The following is a 19,688-nucleotide window of genomic DNA, read 5'->3' as shown; positions in this document are numbered from 1 at the left end:
ACCTCGGTTTACACCAGCTTTATTCCTAATTCGGCCAGCTGATCATCTTCTACCTTTCCCGGCGCTTCACATACCATACACTGCGCGTTCTGATTCTTTGGAAAAGCCATAACTTCACGAATACTGCTGCTGCCGGTAAGCAGCATAACAAGTCGATCCAGGCCGTAAGCCAATCCTCCGTGAGGCGGTACGCCATATTTAAATGCTTCTAACAGGAATCCAAACTTCTCCTGACATTCCTCATCAGTAAGGTTCAATGCTTTGAACATCTTTGACTGCAGTTCTCCATCGTGGATTCTGATACTTCCGCCGCCTAATTCAACGCCGTTAAGTACGATATCATAAGCATCAGCTTTTACTTTTTCCGGTTCTGTATCCAAAAGTGGAATATCCTCTGCTTTTGGATTTGTAAACGGATGGTGCATTGCCTTCAACTCGCCGGTTTCATCATCCTTTTCAAACATTGGAAAGTCAGTAACCCATAAAAGATGAAACTGGTCGTCATGAAGCAGTCCCATCAGGCCTGCGATATGACGGCGTAAAAATCCCAGACTGTCGAAGACCACTTTTGCTCTGTCAGCAACGATAAGAATCAAATCACCTGCTTTTGCATCAAAAACTGCTGCAATTTCTGACAACTGTTCTTGATTAAAAAATTTGCTGACAGAGGATTTTATTTCATTTTCTTCAATTCTGATCCAAACTACACCTTTTGCGCCGTAATGCTTCGTCTGCTCCGTCAGCTTGTCGATATCTTTACGGCTGAATTGAGCGGAACCTCCGTCGATACAGATGCCGCGAACATCTCCGCCGTTTGCCAGAGCATCAGCGAATACTTTAAATTCCGTATCCTTAACTACTTCATTTAATGATTTAAGTTCAAAACCGAACCGTGTATCAGGTTTATCGCTGCCGTAACGTTCCATGGCCTCATCATAAGTCATTCGTGGAAACGGCGCCTGGATCTCAATACCTTTCAGCTCATGGAAAATCCGAACTAACAAACCTTCCTGCATGCTTATTACGTCATCCTGATCTACAAAGGACATTTCCAGGTCTATCTGCGTAAACTCAGGCTGTCTGTCAGCCCGCAGGTCCTCATCACGGAAACACTTTGCAATCTGAAGGTATCTATCGCAACCGCTGACCATCAAAAGTTGCTTAAACAACTGAGGTGACTGCGGCAGAGCATAAAAGCTTCCCTGATTTACTCTACTTGGAACTAAATAATCTCTTGCTCCCTCTGGCGTAGATTTAATAAGAATCGGTGTTTCAATTTCAGTAAAGCCATTTTCATCGAAATAATCTCTAACCAGCTTTGTCACTTGATGTCTGAACTTGAGATTTTGCTGCATATGCAGCTTTCTCAAATCAAGATATCTGTATTTCAACCGCAGATTATCATCAACCTTATCATCATCTTTAATATAAATCGGCGGTGTTTCGGACTTAGAATAGATTGTTAAATCAGTTGCCAAAACCTCAATATCTCCTGTAGCCAGGTTCGGATTTTTAGAAGCTCTCTCACGGACAATTCCTTTAACGCCAATACAGTATTCACTGCGCAGGCTTTCTGCTGCTTTAAAGACGTCCTCTGGAATAGTATCGTCAAAAGTAATCTGAACGATTCCTGTTTTATCTCTGAGATCCGCAAAAGTCAATCCTCCTAAAGCCCTTTGCTTGGCGACCCAGCCGTTGAGAACCACTTCCTGGCCCACAAGATCCATATTTAATGTCCCGCACATATGCGTTCTTTTTAATAATTCTGCCATAATGATTATAAGCTCCTATTTTGTTATTTAACCAATTCCTCTAACAGATCCTCCAGCTTCACCTGACGCTGCTGAGAAGTTGCCATTTCTTTGACAGATACAACTCCTTCCGCCAGCTCGTTATCACCGATCACAACCGTGTACTGTGCGCCCAGACGGTCTGCGTATTTGAACTGACCTTTGATATTTCTGGCCAAAGTATCCATCTCCGCTTTTACTCCTCTGTTGCGCAGATCGCGAAGCAATTTCAAGCCAAATGCCTTTGCTCCATCACCCATGACAGCGATAAAGGCTTTCGGCGGTTCTGGTTTCGGAATTTCAATGCCTCTTTCCTCCATAAGCATTAAAAGTCTCTCAATGCCCAGTCCGAAGCCTACGCCAGGAATAGGAGGTCCTCCGATTTCCTCAATCAAGTGGTCATATCTTCCGCCTCCGCAGACCGTTCCCTGGGTTCCATTGCTGTCAGTTACAAATTCAAACGCAGTCTTTGTGTAATAGTCCAGTCCTCTTACGATTCTTGGATCTACGATATACTCGATACCCATGGCATCCAGATTCTTCTGAACATCATCAAAAGCTTCACGGCAATCATCACATAGATAATCGATCATATTCGGCGCGTCCTTAACCAGCTCCTGGCAGATTTCAGACTTGCAATCCAAAATACGCATAGGATTTCTGTCATATCTGTCCTTACACGTATTACAAAGCTTATCATACACTGGTTCTAAAAATTTGCGAAGAGCTTCTCTGTGTTTCTGTCTGCACGCCGGACATCCTACACTGTTAATACGGAGCTGAATATCTGTAAGTCCCATCTGATGCAAGAAATCATAACCCAAACATATCGTTTCAGCGTCGGCCAGCATATTAGGAGTTCCGAATATCTCGATACCGAACTGGTGAAAAGCTCTTAATCTTCCAGATTGCGGCTTTTCATAACGGAAACACGGTGTAATATAGCTGTACTTCGTCGGCTGTACCTCCGCATACTGTTTATGTTCGATGAACGCTCTGGTTACCGGAGAAGTTCCTTCCGGTTTCAGCGTAATACTTCTGCCCGCATAGTCCTCAAAGGTGTACATCTCCTTTTGAACAATATCCGTCGTATCTCCAACACCTCTCTTAAACAATTCAGTATGTTCAAAAATAGGCGTTCTGATCTCCTTGAATCCGTATTTCTCACAGATTTCGGAAAATTTCTGCTCAACATAATGCCACTTGTACACCTGTGCAGGTAACGTATCCTTCGTTCCTTTTGGCGCTATAATTGCCATTTCTTTACCTCCATAAAAATATTCTTTTCTTTTCTATCCAGCATTTCGTCAATACGCTTTATGTATTCCTGATAATTTGTTACGTTGGCTACTCGTTCCAGACGGTTCTCTGACGGATAGTATACCTTAGAAATACCGCCCGCACCGAGAGCAATGATGCTCTGATGCTCATCCATAATGCGTATATTGTAAATGCATTCTTTATCTTTTTTACAGTAGCCGGTGTTTTCAAAAGCTCCGGCCATATGCTTTTGCCTATATAAATAATAAGGACTGTATCCATGACTTTCCAACATCTCTGGACATGCGGACAGCATCTCCGCCACCCGATCGCTCTGCTTATAGTGGAAATCCTTGTCAATATCCACCAGTCTGGACGCCCGTTTTACCGCCAAACAATGAACGGTAATACTTTCCGGTCCTAAATCCATAACCTGCTTAATCGTATCATAAAAATCCGCCGCATCCTCGCCCGGTAATCCGGCAATGACGTCACAGTTAATATGGTCAAATCCATATTCTCTGGCGAGAGCAAACGCACGTCTCACATCCTCAGGACTGTGACTCCGTCCAATAGCCTCCATCGTAGCCGCTTTCATCGACTGTGGGTTAATGCTGATACGCCCTATCTCGCGATCCTTCAACACCTGCAGCTTTTCCGCCGTAATCGTATCGGGACGTCCGGCTTCTACGGTAAATTCACGAAGCTTTGATAAATCAAAGGATTTCTGTATGGACGTTATCAATTCGTCCAGCTGTCCAGCGGTAAGTGTGGTTGGCGTACCGCCTCCGATATAAACAGACTCCGTTATCAGCCCCGTCTCCCGCATTCGTTTGCCTGTGTAAGCAATCTCCTGATGCAGCGCCTCCAAATATTTTTCAATTTCTGAATCCTTCACTTGATTTGACGCGAAGGAACAATACACACATCTGGTAGGACAAAATGGGATTCCGATATATACGCCGGCAGAATTGGGCGGCGGCATACCGGCCTGCTTCTGCTGCTTAAGGTATAGATTAAGCAAAAGCTCCGCTTTTACCTCACTCAGGCAGTATTTTTCCGTGAGAATCTTTAGCGTTGTTTCTCTAGTGCCTGTTGTTTCATATAGTTCACCGCATAGCTTGACAGGACGTATGCCCGTCAGTATGCCCCAATCCGGTTTTAATCCTGTAAGAGCAGAAAGCTTCTCATAGATTTGCCGGTTAATCACATTCTTATCGCTATGACCTTCTTCATTGATCAGAATCGCATCTTCATCAGGTTCTTCCTCAGAAGACAATAGACGGTACTGATCCGGTCTGAGAAAAACCTTAATCAATTCTTCCAATAGATATTGTTTTTCAAAATGTAGTATTTTAATTTTATACAAAAGGATTATGCTCCTTTTCATATCCAATAGTAGTCTCACCCATGTGTCCCGGCAACACTAGCGTACTGTCAGGGAGAATAAACAGTCTTTCTCTGATGGATTTTGCAATCTCAGGAAAACTGCCGCCGTAGAAATCAGTTCTTCCAATAGACGCGCGAAACAGAGTATCTCCGCTGAATACGTATCCCTTTGTCAGAATACACATGCCGCCCTTCGTATGTCCCGGCGTATGGATAAAAGTAAGCTCCGTATTACCCACAGTCAGCGAATCTCCATCCTTCACATAAATATCTGGCAGAACTGTAACTGGTCTGCCGCAGATATCTATAGACGCATTCAGACTGGAATCAGTCAGAAGCTCTCTTTCCTGTTCCAGCGCTACGACCTTCGCTTCAGGAAATTCTTTTTGGAAATCGGCAACTCCGCCGATATGATCACCATGGCCATGGGTCAGAATAATATATTCAATAGAAAGACCGTCTGTCCTGACCTTTTCAGTCAGTTGCGCGCTATAGCCGCCCGGATCTACAATAAATCCCTTCTTTGTTTCGTCACAGGCCAAATATGTGTTGACCTGAATAGGACAAGTGATAAACTTATATACTTGCATAATATTTTTCTCCTTTCAGACGTCTTGCAGCTATGATCTTGCCCTGTATACGTTAGATACGCCAGGTACATTGCGCAATGTCCGAAGAACACGCTGCATCTGCTGTGTACTGGAGATAGACAGGGTTAACGTAATGTGGACAGTTTCGTCTTTGCCGCTTTTTGCATTAACGCCGGAAATATGGACGTCCATATCTTCACATGTACGCGAAATATCCGAAAACATGCCTTTTCGATCAGTGCTGATAATACAAATATCCGCCGCATAGGACTTCCCGACTTTCAAATCCTCCCATTCTACGTCGATAAACCGCGCCTTTTCCTGCTCCGGAAGCGATGTGATATTGGAACAATCCTTTCTGTGAACGGAAATACCCCTTCCCTTGGTAATAAAACCGACGATTTCGTCACCGGGAACAGGATTGCAGCATCTGGATACGCGTATCATCAGATTGTCTGCGCCCTTTACAATGATACCAGGATTTTCTCTCTGATTTTGCTGGAACTTTTCCTTTTTCTCAAAAAGTTTTTGCTGCTTTTCTTCCTCACGCTTTTGTTCCAGTTTCTTTTCCTCTTTGAAATATCCAAAGAGAAGGTTTGCGTATTTAGACAGAACTGCGCCGCCTTTGCTGATCTGTGTAAATACTTCGTCCATCGTTGCAATATTCATCTCGCGCATTGCTTTGTTCATATAGTTTGAGCGAGCAACCTGCTGAGGGTCATAGCCCTTTTTACGTATATATTTATCCAATGCATCTTTGCCTTTAGTGATGTCATCAGATTTATTTTCTTTTTTCAGCCACTGACGAATTTTCGTTCTGGCAGTGGAACTCTTTGCAATCTTCAGCCAGTCGATACTTGGACCGCTGGAATTGGAGGATGTGACAATTTCAACAATATCTCCATTGTGCAAGGTATAGTCGATGGTAACCATCTTACCATTTACCTTGGCGCCAATACACTTGCATCCAACAGCCGTATGGATTTTGAACGCAAAATCCAGCGGAGTAGAACCTGCTGGCAGATCAATAACTTCTCCTTTTGGAGTAAATACGAAAACCTGACTTGAAAAAAGATCCATTTTCAGGGTTTCCATAAACTCCTTTGGATCGTTCAGTTCTTTTTGCCATTCTAATGTCTGGCGAACCCAGGCTAACTTCATTTCTTCATTATTCTGTTCACTTTTAGTATTCCCCTCTTTATACTTCCAATGAGCGGCAATACCATACTCGGCAACTCTGTGCATTTCATAAGTTCTGATCTGAATCTCAAAAGGCTCTCCGTTGTCACCTAACACAGTAGTATGCAGAGATTGATACATATTCGGTTTCGGCATAGCGATATAATCCTTAAATCTGCCGGGAATCGGTTTCCACATCGTGTGGACCTGTCCTAGAACCGCATAACAATCACGAACATTTTCTACAATGACGCGTACAGCTGTTAAATCAAAAATTTCATCTATCTGTTTGTGCTGAAGCACCATCTTTTTATATACGCTGTAAAGATGCTTTGAACGTCCTGATATATCATATTTCATCTGCATCTGATCCAACGCTTCTTTGATTTCATCAATAACCTGATTGATGAACTGCAGACGTTGTTCCTTCTTTTCCGTAACTTCCTTCTGTAGCGTCATGTATTCCTGATAGTGGAGATACTTCAATGAAATATCTTCAAGCTCAAATTTGACAGTATAAATGCCAAGTCTGCTTGCGAGAGGAGCATAGATATCCAATGTTTCTCTGGACTTCTCAATCTTTTTTTCCTCTCTCATGAATTCTAACGTCCGCATATTGTGAAGCCGGTCAGCCAGCTTAATAATTAAAACGCGGATATCTTTAGACATAGCCAGAAACATCTTTCGAAGATTTTCTGCCTGCGCTTCTTCTTTCGTATCAAATTTAATAGAGCCGAGTTTTGTGACACCATCTACCAGGAGAGCAATCTCCTCGCTGAAATCTACGACAAGTTCCTCCCTGGTATATTCTGTGTCTTCTACAACGTCATGCAAAAGCCCACCGACAATCGTTTCCTCATCCATACCTAAATGAGCCAAAATCTTAGCCACAGCTATAGGATGGATAAAATAAGGTTCGCCGCTCTTTCGGAGTTGTCCGTCGTGCAGCTTCCGAGCCTTTTCAAAGGCCCGGCCGATCAATTCGGTGTCATAATTCTTATTGATGCTTGTGATATCTTCTAAAAATTTTGCTTTTGTCTCCATGCGTTGCTATACTCCTGCTATAATGGACTATTTATTCTTTTTAGGCGACTTTTTGGAAGTCTTCTCTTTGTTCTTCTGTGCAGTAAGATATTTGGACTGATCCTCGCCCTTGCTGAACTCATAGAACAACGGACTGCACAGGAAGATGGAGGAATAAGTTCCTACCAGCACGCCGACCATCAACGGCAATACAAATTCTCTGATAGAAGTAGAAACCATCAGGAACAGCGGAACCATACAGATCAATGTAGTCAGAGATGTCATGATAGATCTGTTCAGTGTCTGATTTACGCTTCGATCAATCACCACTTCGTTGCTGTCCTTCTTGAAGATTTTCTTGTTTTCTCTGATTCTGTCAAAAATAACGATTGTATCATTGATAGAATATCCGACTACCGTTAAAATACCCGCGATAAACGGATTGTTGATCGTTACATTAAAGATCGCATAGAAGGCTAATACGAACAATACGTCATGGAAAACGCCTGCGATGGAAGATACACCGTATTTCCAGGATTTAAACCGGAAAATGATGTAAATCAGCATACCAACGGCCGCGATCAGGACAGACTTCAGCGCGTTGCCTTTCAGCTCACGACCTACCGTCGGTCCAAATTCTTCAGAAGCCAATACGCTCTTATCGCTGATATCATACTTTTCTGCTAAAGTATCCACCACCTCAGCGCGTTCCTTATTGTTCAGCGCATCTATAGTTTTGATGATAATCTGATCCTGATTATCGCCAGCCAGCACTACAGAAAGATCCTTCATTTCGAAGTCAGCCAACGCGTCTTTTACTTCCTCTGTCTCTACTGTTTTACCCATATCTACCTGAATCATAGTACCGCCTGTAAAGTCAATACCATAATTGAAGCCTCTTATGCCTGCAAATACTAGTCCTGCAATAATTATGACAGCGCTGAAGCAATAGAATATCTTTCTGTTGCCGATAAACTTAAATTCTTTCTTTAAGAAGGTCTTAGGCGTACCGTCCTCGTTAACGCCAAAGTATTTGTTCTTAGCCATTTTGCTGCCTGCCAGCAGACCAACGAACAGCTGTGTAATCGCCACGGCTGTAAAAATGCTGACAATGATACCAATCATCAAGGTTAAAGCAAAACCCTTAACAGCAGTAGAACCAATCTCGTATAATACCACAGACGCGATCAAGGTTGTAATCTGTGCATCCAATACAGTTGTCAAAGCATGTCTGAAACCCTGATCTACAGCTACACGAATGGTCTTTCCCGCTGCGATTTCTTCTTTAATTCGAGCGAATATGATGACATTGGCGTCTACAGCCATACCGATTGATAAAATGATACCTGCAATACCCGGCAGGGTTAAAACGCTACCCATACCAGCCATGATCCACAGTACCAACAATACATACAGCATCAATGCGATATCTGCAATCAGTCCCAGCATATTGTACATAATCAGCATTAACAGGAATACAAGTCCTAAACCAATCGCTCCGGCAACCACACTCTTATTGAGCGCGTCTACACCGATGGTCGCAGTCTGTACAGAAGACGTAATCTCGTGCAAAGAAATAGGCAGCGCACCGCCGCGAATCAGAGCGGCCGTATTGGACGCTTCATCCTTCGAGTATCCGCCGGCTTTGCTAGTAATCTCGCAGTTGGTTCCGACGATTTTACTATCAGCTGTCGGCGCAGTAACGATTTCGTCATCAAGCATGATGACCACTGCTTTTGACTGCACGTCAGCCGCACTGAACTCACTGGATACGACAACCTGACCGGATGCTGCTTTTCCTGTTCCTTCAGCAAACTTGTCCGATCCAGCTGTTGTAAATTCCAGGACGATCTTATATCCTCCGTTCTGGTTATCTGTATCTATATACGCATCTTTTACATCCTCTCCTGTAAGCACGGGAGAACCATCTGCCAGTAAAAATCTCAGCTGAGCGGTCTTGCCAATCTGCTCGATCGCTTGCTGTGCATTATCGACGCCAGGCATTTCAACCCTCAGGCGGTCGTTGCCTTCAAGAGAAACAGTAGCCTCTGAAATACCCATGGCGTTAACTCTTTTATTGAGTACGGCGCGAGTCTGTTCCATTACCTCTTTTATTTCATCCGAAGACATCTCTGCGATATCTTCATCATCAGCCTCTAAAACAACATAAACACCGCCGTTAATATCCAGTCCGAATTTCATTACATCCTTAATTGAGCTGACAGAACCGATGCCAAATACGGTTACATACCAGCCGAAAAGGACGGCAATGACTACCAAACCAGCTAGAACTTTTCTTAGTTTTGCATTCATTTTTTTCCTCTCACCTCTAAATAGTCACAAATTTGCCCATAAGTCCGGCATTTTATTTTACTCTTTATTGTACTACTTTTTCTGCTGTTCGGCAAGGAAAAAGTATACATTTATGTCGGATTCTTGAAAAGTAATAGAAAAACCCCTAAAGAATCTAGGGGTTTTGTGTAAGCATTGTCTATTTTTCGTCTTCAGGAATGTTTTCTTCTGTTTCATCCACAGTAGACTTTCTCAGCTTTTTAGGTTTAACCTTCTTCGGCTCATCTTCTTCCTCTACGACAGATTTAGCAGCAGTCCTGTTACTGCTGACAACAGAAGAAACTGACCATCTCATCATTTCGAATTTAACCTTATCTGCTCCAACCTGAATTACGATGCTTTCATCCTTTGTTTTAACGATTTTGCCGCAAATTCCGCCAATCGTAATGATTTCATCTCCAACCTGCAGGCTGTTTCTCATATTCTGGATTGTCTTTTCTTTCTTCTTCTGCGGTCTGATCAGGAAGAAATACATTGCTGCGATAAAGACGACTAAAATAACGACCTGCATTCCTAATTGATTCATTTTGTCCTCCTAAATGTTTATTAAGTAAAACTTAATGGTGCCGGCGATGGGGGTCGAACCCATACGGTGTTGCCACCACGGGATTTTGAATCCCGCACGTCTGCCAATTCCATCACGCCGGCACAATAAAGATATTTTAGCATAGGACGTCTAAATCGTCAATAGTTCTTGCCAAATTTTCGTCATATGACCGTTCATACTGAATAATACTGACAAGCGGTTTTGTAAGAAGAAAACAGCTCCCTCGGTAAGAAGCTGTTTCCATATAGATGGTGCGGCTGACTGGACTTGAACCAGCACGGTGTTACCCACACGGCCCTCAACCGTGCGCGTCTGCCATTCCGCCACAGCCGCAAGCGCTATGTTGTAAGAGTTACTCACAACATTAGCTATTATACACCATGAGAATTTAAAAGTAAACACTAAATTTCATTTTTTTTATTTTTTGTATTTGTCGATATGTATTTTGACACTTCCAATTATTGGTGTATTCAAAAACAACAGTTAATCCGACCGCTGTTTTTGTCCATTTTAAATTGGTCTGGTTTAGCTGGAATGCAGACCATCTCATTCAACTTTAGAAAACACCACATGGGATACTTATACCTATTGCCATTTAAGGATCACCACCATCCTATTTTATATTAACTATTATCGAATACATCAGTAAAAGGAAAGCAGAAGTGTCTGTTTTCCTTTTACGAATCAATAACCCTAATGTCCTATTTTATTTTTTCTTTCTGCTTCGTATTACAGTCACGACCGCAATGCAAATCAAAATCAGGCAGCCTATAATAATGAGCAGACTTATTAATTGCCACTTTCCAATGTAAATCATGTCACCCCTCCTAATTTACCGACCAAGAATGTTTAACCTTAATCTGCTTTGCTGTCTTGTTAATAGCAACATATCCGACTGTACTTGACAGTTTAGTATTCCCCTGTGCTCCAAGAATTCCACCACCACTGTACTGCCAATTAAACCTTACATACATATTGACATCGGAGGCGCCTGGTGTTCTTGCAGTTGAATCTGTTATAAAGACATTGCCATGGCTTACACTCCCTATTATGCCAATGTTGAAACCTGCGTTTTCATATGCGTCGCCATATCTTTCATCTATACCGTTTGCGCTCAAAGTATAGTGATTTTCTAAGCTGCAAATACATCCGCCTATGCCGCTTAAAATTGTGGTTTTAGCTGTGAAATATCTATTGCCATAATCTTTCCACATAACCTCCCCATTTGATGCTGCATAAACAGGAGGGAAAATGCTATCTTTAATTGTTGCAAGAGGAGATTTATCTTCACCATCTTCAAATTCTACGGTTACCTTACAGCCGTCCCCTAAATCGACCGTTTTTGCGCCAGTAAGAGTTCCATCTACATTTTCTTCCAAAATGCCGTCCGGATCAATTTCATTTAGTACTGTTACTGCTTTCTCGGTCTTTTCTTGAATGTATGCCTCTAATACTGCAGGTTCCGTGCGTTTTATCACATCTTTTTGAATTGACACATTTGAGACGCTGTCTTCGTACTTATTTAGTTCTTGCTTTAATGCTTTGAGCGTATGGATTTCGTATGAATCCGTTACAGATGCTGCAAACGAATAAGTAGTCATTCCACTTATCAATACAAAAGTAAAAAAAAGCGCACCACATTTTTTTAACATTGATTTCATACTATACCTCCTTTTCATTTGAATATACTATCCCTTCCTTATCTCTTAAAATTAGTTATATATTTGTAACCTTAATTTTATTTATTATAATATTTATTTTTATTAAAATCAATATAAAAGATAGCTTTCTTTTAATTTAAGCGCAGCGAATTCAAAATTTTCACTCTGCAATGATGCGATGCACTTTAAAAATTCAACGGATTCGTCAACTCTTAGCGTTCCATCGAATACTACAACAATAAACACGTGCAGCGAAACCTGGGAGTCTTGACACCACTGGAGAAGTATCAGTTATAATTGCAGGCCGCATAAAAATACCAGCTGGAATATATATCCAGCTGGCAGAAAATTTTATATTTTTTGTTTGTCTACTTGACGGGTAGCAATCCATTTCGACTTATCTTTCAAATAATACTTACTTTAAATTTTGTTTTATAAAATATCATTAATATTATAATAATTCTTGTTAAAAATATCATATATAATAATATTATATTACCTCTACAACCATGTCTCAATAAAACAAATGTTAATCTTTTTTGATATAATTAAACATACTATGATTTTTATATATCATGTATTTTGTTATCGATTAATATATGTTTTGTATTCTAATAATACTAAATTATTATATTCGTTTCAATCGACAAAAATCCTAAATTTATTCTTGTAATTCTTTCAAGGGCGCAAATTTAGACCATCTAAAATCATTATGTGCACCTTTATTCGTCGTCTTTACTCTTTTTTTCTGTTTCAAGATCTATCGTAACAGTTTTCTCCCACTTCCAATTGCCGCATCCTCTATATTGATCAAAGAAAGTTGGAAGAATCTCAGCCTCAAAACGGGCCACACTTACAACAGTATAAGCTTTATAGCAAAGGCAGTAATACGGTAATTCCTGAATTAAATGCTGTTTTAATTGACCGTACACCCCTTTCTGCTTCTTATTACTAATACAGGTTTCCAGCTGATTTGTCCAGTTTATAACCTGTGTATTCCGATATCCTAATGGATTTGATCTTGAAAATAGTTTTCGTAAATCATACTTTTTGTCAAATTTATATCCTCCCAGATAGATATCGAAATCACCGCTGCGAATCGCCGCGCAGTAAGCGTCCCAGGACAGTTTTTCGACAGCAGCTTTGATGCCGATTTGTTTCAGCGCATCGGCGATACTTTGGGCTGTATCCGTTCTGCGACTATCATTTCTGTTGACCAGAATCTTCATTGACAACGGTTTTCCCTTCTCATCTTCTACGTAGCCGTCTTCATTTTTGTCCTCATATCCGGCCTTTTTCAACAGCTTTACAGCGCCTCCCTGATCCAATTCGTACGGATCTCCTTTATTCTCAGTACCTAAAAATCCAGGGAAATAAATAGAGTCGGAAGCGATTGCTGAACCGCCATAATTATCGTCAATAACAGCCTGAATATCTATTGCCTTTGCAACAGCCTTGCGCACTTCCAGTTTAGCGGTAGCCTTTTTCTTAAAATTGAAAGCCAGATACTCGGCTTCACTGGAAGAAATTCTGGAGGTCTTCAGCTTCTTATCCTCAGCATCTACATCAGCATCAAAATTAGTATTTACATATGCCGTTACAGCGTCAGTTGTCATCAATCCTGTGGTTTTACTCTTATCCGGAACAATACGAAGTTCCAATTTATTTTCAGCTCTTTGCCCGTTATAGTTCTTATTCGGCTTTAATTTAAGATATTTTAGCTTATCGTAGGATACATAGCAATATGGTCCGCTACCTATATTGCGGTCGCTGTCACTATCATAAGAGGAACTGTCTACAATTGGAAATACCAGATTATCCAGCGCGGCGTCAGATGGTTTTTCGAAATTAATCGTCAGACTACGAGTCCCTGACGTATAAACAGATTGGATCTTTGATACGTCATGATAATACGGACTGGCAGATCCAATACGTTGTATCTGAGATATGGTAAATCGAACGTCTTCCGCAGTTAAGGTAGAACCGTCGCTGAAGTTTACATTGCGCAATTTTATGCTGACAGAGCCTGCCAAAGAATTTACGGTATAGCTATCTACTAAATCCTTCTTCAAAGCCAGGTTTTTATCTAAACGAAACAGGCTACTGTAAATCAGCTGGCTGATATAGTAAACATCCCGATCTTTCGATCCTAGCGGATCCAGGCCGGAAACCTGATCCATCGCAAGAAAAACAGTATCTATCTCCTCATAAGTAGTGGTTTCCTTCGTCTCCTTCTTTGGAGACGCATCTCCTTTTACAATATAGACCGTAGAAAGCATCCCTGCCAGAACTACGACAACGATAATGATGATAATAATGTGTTCATGTGCGAAATCAAAAGCTTTGCGAAATTTACTTCCCTTGTTTTCCTTGATCATATTTTTCTAACAATCCCTCTACCCTGCGGTAAAGATCTTCCTTTCCCTTTCCATTATCAATAATTTCTCCGGCTCTTATCCTCTTCTCTGCGTCCGGCAGCTGATTGGCAATCCTTCGCAAAACATCCTCTCTTGATACGCCGTCTCTTTCCATCGTCCGACATATTCGCAGCTCCTGCTCTGCATCCACCAGCCAAACCACATCTGTCAATGCGTCTGCTCCGGTTTCAAACAGCAACGGTGCGTCTAAAAAAACAATTCTCTCCCTGTCGTTTTTTAAATGAATTGCCAGTTTTTCTTCTATAATTTCCAAAACGCGTCTGGTCGTAATGTCCTCCAATTGCTGCTTTCGCTGTCTATCACTAAACGCAATAGCGGCAAGCTTTTTGCGATTCAGGCTACCGTCTTCGAAAAGAATTTCTGAACCAAAAACATCTGCTAACTGACGCAATACAGGACTTCCCTTTTCTGTTATGGTATGGGCGATCTGATCTGCGTCAATAATGCAATATCCCTTTTGACGCAGAAACTCGCTGACCGTAGATTTTCCCGACCCTATCCCGCCTGTCAATCCAATAACTTTCATATTGCACCTACTTTAAATCATACCAGGAGTCACCCTGATTCAAATCACATTCCAGCTTAACGGACAGTTCCATGGCGTCTTCCATATTCCGAACCAGTAATTCCTTAACAGCTTCCAGTTCATTTCGTACCGTCCGAATAATCAACTCGTCATGGATTTGCAGGATCAGCCTTGACTGATACCCTTTGTCACGAAGCTCTCGATAAACTCTGATCATGGCAAGCTTGATGATATCCGCCGCGCTGCCCTGAATAGGACTGTTCATAGCAAGTCGCTCTCCCAGCTGTCGCGTCATATACGCTGAAGCGTTGATTTCATGAATATAGCGTCTGCGTCCCATTAAAGTCGTAGTAAAACCTGATTCCTTACAGCTTTCCACCTGTCTGTCCATATATGCCTTTACGGCAAGATGTTTGTCAAAATAATCTCTGATATAACGTTCTGCTTCTGCTCTGGTAATCTGAAGATTTTCCGAAAGACCAAAGCCACTCATACCGTATATAACGCCAAAATTAACAGCCTTTGCTTTGCTTCTGTCAAGAGGCGTAACGCTATCGTAATCCAGATTGAAAACGCGAGCTGCGGTATTTCTGTGGATATCATCGCCATTATTAAACGCAGTGATCAGATTATCGTCTTGAGACAGATGTGCCAAAATTCTGAGTTCAATCTGAGAGTAATCCGCACCCACCAAAGTGCAATCCGACACGCCTGCAACAAATGCTCTGCGCAGCTGCCTTCCCAGATCTGTACGAATAGGAATGTTTTGCAAGTTAGGCTCCGTACAGCTAATCCGTCCCGTAGCCGTCACTGTCTGTTGAAAATGCGCCCGAATTTTGCCGTCAGGGCCGATTAAAGGCGCGAGGCCTTCAACATAAGTGCTGTTCAGCTTACTGAGCGTTCTGTATTGCAAAACCATATCAACTGCCGGATGCCTGTCTCGAATCTTTTCCAGCACATCAGCGCTGGTGCTGTAGCCGCGCCGTGTTTTCTTCCCTGCCGGCAGTCCCAGCTTCTCAAAGAAAACATCTCCCAGTTGTCGTGGAGAATTGATATTAAAGCGCTCTCCGCAAGCATCATAAATCGACTGCTCTAACTCTGCAATTTTTCCTTTTAACTCTGTGCCAAAGTCCTCCAGAGTTTCTTTACATACAGAAAATCCTTCCACCTCCATAGAAGACAGTACCTCGATCAAAGGCAGTTCAACCTGACGGAACACTTTTTCCAGGTCTCTCTCCTGCAAGGTGTTCTGCTGTAAAGCCATCAGTCTGCGCACCGCTATGCACCATGTGAATCCATATTCACTGAACGCTGTATTCCCATTGCCCAGTAAATCTATTTGACCGTTATCAGTCAGGAATTCATCTTCATCAGGAATTTCATAATGAAGATTTTCAAAGGTCAGATTCTTTAAGCTATAACCTGATCTCGTTGGATCGATAACATATTGCGCGATAGCAGTATCAAAAGAAGTATTTGCAGTTAAAAGTCCCCAGGCCATCAAAGCATAATAATCCTTTACCAGGTCATGTCCCTGAAAAGCAGGCCGTTTCTCTGTCAACAAGCTGATCAATGCTTCTATAGTATCTTTTGAAGTCAGCTCTACATAAAAATACTGTTTACCGGTTAAGAAGGCCGCACCGCAAAGTTCCGGCTTATGAATATGGTCGTTATTGCTGAAAATCTTCATGACTAATTGCCCCCCGTCTTCAAGGGCTTTCTCCAAAAGGGACAGCTTTCCCTTTTCATCGATCAGCACACGGCTGTAATCCGCATCATCATCATCGAATTCCATAACCATTTCCTGCTTATTCTCAATGTGAAGCTTTTTCAAAAAGCTGTTAAATTCCAGCTTTACATACAAGTCAATCAGAGCCTTGTAATCCGGTTCGCGAACTTTAAATTTTTCTAAATCAATTTCCAGAGGCACGTACTGATTGATGGTAGCCAGTCTGCGGCTCATTGCAGCCAGCTGAGCATGTTCCTCCACCTTAGCCCGCAGCTTAGCATTGCTGATCTGTTCTGTGTTGGCAAGCAGATTAGCCACGCTGCCGAACTGGGTAAGCAGCTTTATTCCAGTCTTTTCTCCCACGCCGGGGATGCCGGGTATATTGTCTGATTGATCTCCCATCAGCCCTTTTAAATCGATAAACTGTTCCGGCGTTAACTGATATCTCTCGATCATCTTTTCTCTGTCGTACAGATCGAATTCTGAAATCCCTTTTTTTGTGATCAAAACATGTGTTATATCAGTGGCTAGCTGCAAGGCATCCTTATCCCCGGTGATAATCAAAGGTTCCATCCCATCTTCCTCAGCGATACGAGCCACCGTGCCGATGATGTCGTCAGCCTCAAATCCGTCTATTTCCAGATTCTCGATTTTCATAGCCGTCAAAATATCTTTCATTAACGGAATTTCCATGGCCAATTCAGGCGGCATCTTTTTTCTTCCGGCCTTATATTCTTTGTATTCTATATGACGAAAGGTTGGCGCTTTACGATCCCATGCTACAGTCATATAATCCGGGGCATAGTCTCCCTGGATTTTTGTGAGCATATTGATAAAGCCGTAAAGACCCTGCGTATAAATCCCTTCTTTTGTGATCATAGGACGCTGCATCGCGTAATATGCTCTGTTAATCAAGCTGTTTCCGTCAATAATGACAATTCTGTTTCCCATACGATTTTCCTTTTCTTTATTCTGCGGCTTCATACCGCATCAAATGTGGAGAGCGCTTTCTCCATCTATTAGTATAAAGCAGATTGGTTTTTTTTACAACAAAAAGAAAGGTTCTTCTAATAGACTCCCGAAGTTCATGTGATCCCAGGAAAAGAAAACCGCATGCAATGAAATGTGCATGCGGTGTGAAACCGTTAACTTTTATGCTTTTTTGAATGCGTAATAGTAAAGTCCGCCCGTCATCAGACTTCCTCCTACAATATTTCCCAATGTCACAGGCAGCAGATTTTTCAGAAAAAAAGCGCTCCAGGTAAGTCCTTCCGTCACGCCGCCGTCAACGAAGATACCTGCCGGAATAAAAAACATATTTGCTACGCTATGCTCAAAGCCAGCAGTAACGAACAGCCATATCGGGAAGAAAATAGAAAAAATCTTTCCGATCGTTGAATCGGCTCCCGTCGCAAGCCATACGGCAATACAGACCAGAAAATTACACAGAACAGCGCGAACAAAAGCTTTTACGAAAGGCAGAGCAGTTTTGGAAGCGGCAATGCTGACAGTGACTTGTCCCAACATACCGTTTCCGGTATCCAAAAGCCCGCTATACGCTACCATCCATGCTACAAGAACAGATCCTATTAAATTTGCTATGTAAACGATAGTCCAATTGCGGAGCATAGCGCCGACGGTAATTTTTTTATCCAGAATGGCAGTAAACATTAAATTATTGCCAGTAAATAGTTCCGCTCCTGCAAAAACAACCATAACCAGTCCGGCTGGAAATATCGTGCCGGAAACCAGTTTTCCCAAACCGTTGGTAGCAGGGTTAGCTAATAGATAATAACTGCCCATATTTGCGCCTGATCCTGCCAGAGCAATAAATACGCCTGCCAGAATTCCCAAAGTAACTAGCCTTCCAATACTTAATCGGGATTTGGTTACGGCTGCATTGATTGTAGCGTCTAAAATTTCCTGTGGCTTCAGCTGCGTCATAAAGTAAATCCTCTTTCTTTTAAATTCATACAGTATAGGATTATACCATTTTTTCAGAGATAGTCAACTTTATATCTTCGTTATTTCCTTCAATTTGCTTTAATTTCTTCAGTCTTTGTCATACGAGTAAATTATCTTTTTTGTTTTTACCAAAAATAGATAGTGATATTCTCTCAAAAATGCGTTATAATAGATTTGAGCCTGGAGCTTACGTTAAGGATTCATAATTGAACCTACACTTTCGCAAAGGGAATCCGGGTCCGACCGGCCTATGGCAAGCCTCCGTTGAGAGGACGTCAGAAGCGGCGGCAGGATACCCACCTATCATGATGATAGGGCGTCAATTATATCCTGACGGAGCATCCGGGTTTAAATTTTTGTCACCTGACTGCAAAATAAAATAGACATAACTTCCATACTCCTTCTTCACATCAGCAATACAAGGAATTCTGGATTATGTCTATTTTCAATTTTCATGCTCTAATTTGATTTGTCAGAAAACGATTTTCATTATTCTTCGTACAGATCAACACCGCAGTTAGTATGTACCTTCTGTACATCGTCATTATCTTCCAAAATGTCTATCAGTTTTCTCAGCATCTTCACATCGTGCTCATCCTTCGGAGCGCTTTCCATGGATGGAACCATTTCGATATCAGATTCTACAAAGCTATAGCCCCCATCTGATAAAGCCTGATAAACGTCTGTATAAGCATTTGGCTCTGTATAGATCGTGAAGCTGTCTTCTTCAGCAACCATATCGTCCGCACCAGCTTCCAATGCTGCTTCCATCAACGCGTCTTCATCAATATCGTCTGTTTTTTCAATGATCAAAACACCTTTTCTGGAAAACATGTAGGATACACAGCCTGGTGTGCCCAGATTTCCACCGTGTTTATCAAAAGTGGAACGGACAAAGGACGTCGTTCTATTCGTATTATCCGTTAAACAGTCAACGATAATAGCAACGCCGCCAGCGCCGTAACCTTCAAAGGAAAGTTCCTCATAAGATGCGCCGCCAAGTTCTCCTGTACCTTTCTTGATTGCTCTCTGGATATTATCATTAGGCATACTGATTGCCTTAGCTTTTTCTATTGCCACTCTCAGTCCGGCATTGTACTCAGGGTCGCCGCCATCTTTAGCTGCCACCGTAATAGCTTTAGCATACTTGGTGAACATAGCAGCTCTCTTTGAATCCTGTGCCGCTTTTCTACCGGCAATTGTTCCGTGTCTACCCATGGAGACACCTCCTATCTTTTT

General features: G+C 42.0%; 13 protein-coding genes and 2 tRNA genes. All 15 read right to left on the bottom strand.

Annotation, left to right across the window (positions count from 1 at the left end):
* Window positions 1-8: 8 nt before the first annotated feature.
* Window positions 9-1,772 (bottom strand): aspartate--tRNA ligase, encoded by a 1,764-nt coding sequence (gene aspS / locus ACPW7J_RS07475; RefSeq protein ID WP_425754857.1) that lies wholly within the window; start codon window positions 1,770-1,772, stop codon window positions 9-11.
* A gap of 23 nt (window positions 1,773-1,795) precedes the next feature.
* Window positions 1,796-3,049 carry a histidine--tRNA ligase gene (hisS, locus tag ACPW7J_RS07470; protein ID WP_161873159.1) on the bottom strand — a complete coding sequence of 418 codons (1,254 nt, stop codon included), beginning with the start codon at window positions 3,047-3,049 and terminating at the stop codon, window positions 1,796-1,798.
* Window positions 3,037-4,419, bottom strand: coding sequence for a coproporphyrinogen dehydrogenase HemZ (hemZ, locus tag ACPW7J_RS07465; protein ID WP_425754856.1), 1,383 nt, complete (start codon window positions 4,417-4,419; stop codon window positions 3,037-3,039). Before hemZ ends, hisS begins: the two co-directional genes overlap by 13 nt.
* Window positions 4,412-5,029 (bottom strand): MBL fold metallo-hydrolase, encoded by a 618-nt coding sequence (locus tag ACPW7J_RS07460; RefSeq protein WP_161873161.1) that lies wholly within the window; start codon window positions 5,027-5,029, stop codon window positions 4,412-4,414. The genes hemZ and ACPW7J_RS07460 overlap by 8 nt, the downstream gene beginning before the upstream one ends.
* A gap of 30 nt (window positions 5,030-5,059) precedes the next feature.
* Window positions 5,060-7,252: a RelA/SpoT family protein gene (locus tag ACPW7J_RS07455; protein ID WP_425754855.1), complete on the bottom strand. Its 2,193-nt coding sequence runs from the start codon at window positions 7,250-7,252 to the stop codon at window positions 5,060-5,062.
* Window positions 7,253-7,279: 27 nt separating this feature from the next.
* Window positions 7,280-9,544: a protein translocase subunit SecD gene (gene secD, locus ACPW7J_RS07450; RefSeq protein WP_425754854.1), complete on the bottom strand. Its 2,265-nt coding sequence runs from the start codon at window positions 9,542-9,544 to the stop codon at window positions 7,280-7,282.
* A 178-nt stretch (window positions 9,545-9,722) separates the two neighbouring features.
* Window positions 9,723-10,109: a preprotein translocase subunit YajC gene (gene yajC / locus ACPW7J_RS07445; RefSeq protein ID WP_161873164.1), complete on the bottom strand. Its 387-nt coding sequence runs from the start codon at window positions 10,107-10,109 to the stop codon at window positions 9,723-9,725.
* Window positions 10,110-10,144: 35 nt separating this feature from the next.
* A tRNA-Leu gene (locus ACPW7J_RS07440) sits at window positions 10,145-10,231 on the bottom strand.
* A gap of 148 nt (window positions 10,232-10,379) precedes the next feature.
* Window positions 10,380-10,463, bottom strand: a tRNA-Leu gene (locus ACPW7J_RS07435).
* A 494-nt stretch (window positions 10,464-10,957) separates the two neighbouring features.
* Complete coding sequence (locus ACPW7J_RS07430) at window positions 10,958-11,791, bottom strand: hypothetical protein (RefSeq protein WP_425754853.1); 834 nt, start codon at window positions 11,789-11,791, stop codon at window positions 10,958-10,960.
* A gap of 722 nt (window positions 11,792-12,513) precedes the next feature.
* Window positions 12,514-14,169, bottom strand: a complete 1,656-nt coding sequence (locus ACPW7J_RS07425; protein WP_425754852.1) for an ABC transporter substrate-binding protein — start codon at window positions 14,167-14,169, stop codon at window positions 12,514-12,516.
* On the bottom strand, window positions 14,144-14,755 hold the full coding sequence (gene coaE / locus ACPW7J_RS07420; RefSeq protein WP_425754851.1) for a dephospho-CoA kinase: 612 nt from the start codon (window positions 14,753-14,755) through the stop codon (window positions 14,144-14,146). Before coaE ends, ACPW7J_RS07425 begins: the two co-directional genes overlap by 26 nt.
* A gap of 7 nt (window positions 14,756-14,762) precedes the next feature.
* Window positions 14,763-17,435: a DNA polymerase I gene (polA, locus tag ACPW7J_RS07415; protein ID WP_425754850.1), complete on the bottom strand. Its 2,673-nt coding sequence runs from the start codon at window positions 17,433-17,435 to the stop codon at window positions 14,763-14,765.
* Between the two features lie 201 nt (window positions 17,436-17,636).
* On the bottom strand, window positions 17,637-18,428 hold the full coding sequence (locus tag ACPW7J_RS07410) for a formate/nitrite transporter family protein (protein ID WP_161873169.1): 792 nt from the start codon (window positions 18,426-18,428) through the stop codon (window positions 17,637-17,639).
* A 510-nt stretch (window positions 18,429-18,938) separates the two neighbouring features.
* Window positions 18,939-19,667, bottom strand: coding sequence for a YebC/PmpR family DNA-binding transcriptional regulator (locus ACPW7J_RS07405; protein WP_161873170.1), 729 nt, complete (start codon window positions 19,665-19,667; stop codon window positions 18,939-18,941).
* Between the last annotated feature and the right edge of the window lie 21 nt (window positions 19,668-19,688).

Source organism: Ihubacter sp. rT4E-8 (genome assembly GCF_049852125.1).
GTDB lineage: Bacteria > Bacillota > Clostridia > Peptostreptococcales > Anaerovoracaceae > Senimuribacter.
This window is presented reverse-complemented; position numbering and strand designations above follow the sequence as displayed.

Bases quoted from the DNA above. Each gene is read 5' to 3' on its own strand.
- yajC (WP_161873164.1), bottom strand. From the start codon at position 10,109: ATGAATCAATTAGGAATGCAGGTCGTTATTTTAGTCGTCTTTATCGCA.
- coaE (WP_425754851.1), bottom strand. From the start codon at position 14,755: ATGAAAGTTATTGGATTGACAGGCGGGATAGGGTCGGGAAAATCTACG.
- polA (WP_425754850.1), bottom strand. From the start codon at position 17,435: ATGGGAAACAGAATTGTCATTATTGACGGAAACAGCTTGATTAACAGA.
- hisS (WP_161873159.1), bottom strand. From the start codon at position 3,049: ATGGCAATTATAGCGCCAAAAGGAACGAAGGATACGTTACCTGCACAG.
- secD (WP_425754854.1), bottom strand. From the start codon at position 9,544: ATGAATGCAAAACTAAGAAAAGTTCTAGCTGGTTTGGTAGTCATTGCC.
- ACPW7J_RS07460 (WP_161873161.1), bottom strand. From the start codon at position 5,029: ATGCAAGTATATAAGTTTATCACTTGTCCTATTCAGGTCAACACATAT.
- ACPW7J_RS07430 (WP_425754853.1), bottom strand. From the start codon at position 11,791: ATGAAATCAATGTTAAAAAAATGTGGTGCGCTTTTTTTTACTTTTGTA.
- ACPW7J_RS07455 (WP_425754855.1), bottom strand. From the start codon at position 7,252: ATGGAGACAAAAGCAAAATTTTTAGAAGATATCACAAGCATCAATAAG.
- ACPW7J_RS07425 (WP_425754852.1), bottom strand. From the start codon at position 14,169: ATGATCAAGGAAAACAAGGGAAGTAAATTTCGCAAAGCTTTTGATTTC.
- ACPW7J_RS07410 (WP_161873169.1), bottom strand. From the start codon at position 18,428: ATGACGCAGCTGAAGCCACAGGAAATTTTAGACGCTACAATCAATGCA.
- aspS (WP_425754857.1), bottom strand. From the start codon at position 1,772: ATGGCAGAATTATTAAAAAGAACGCATATGTGCGGGACATTAAATATG.
- ACPW7J_RS07405 (WP_161873170.1), bottom strand. From the start codon at position 19,667: ATGGGTAGACACGGAACAATTGCCGGTAGAAAAGCGGCACAGGATTCA.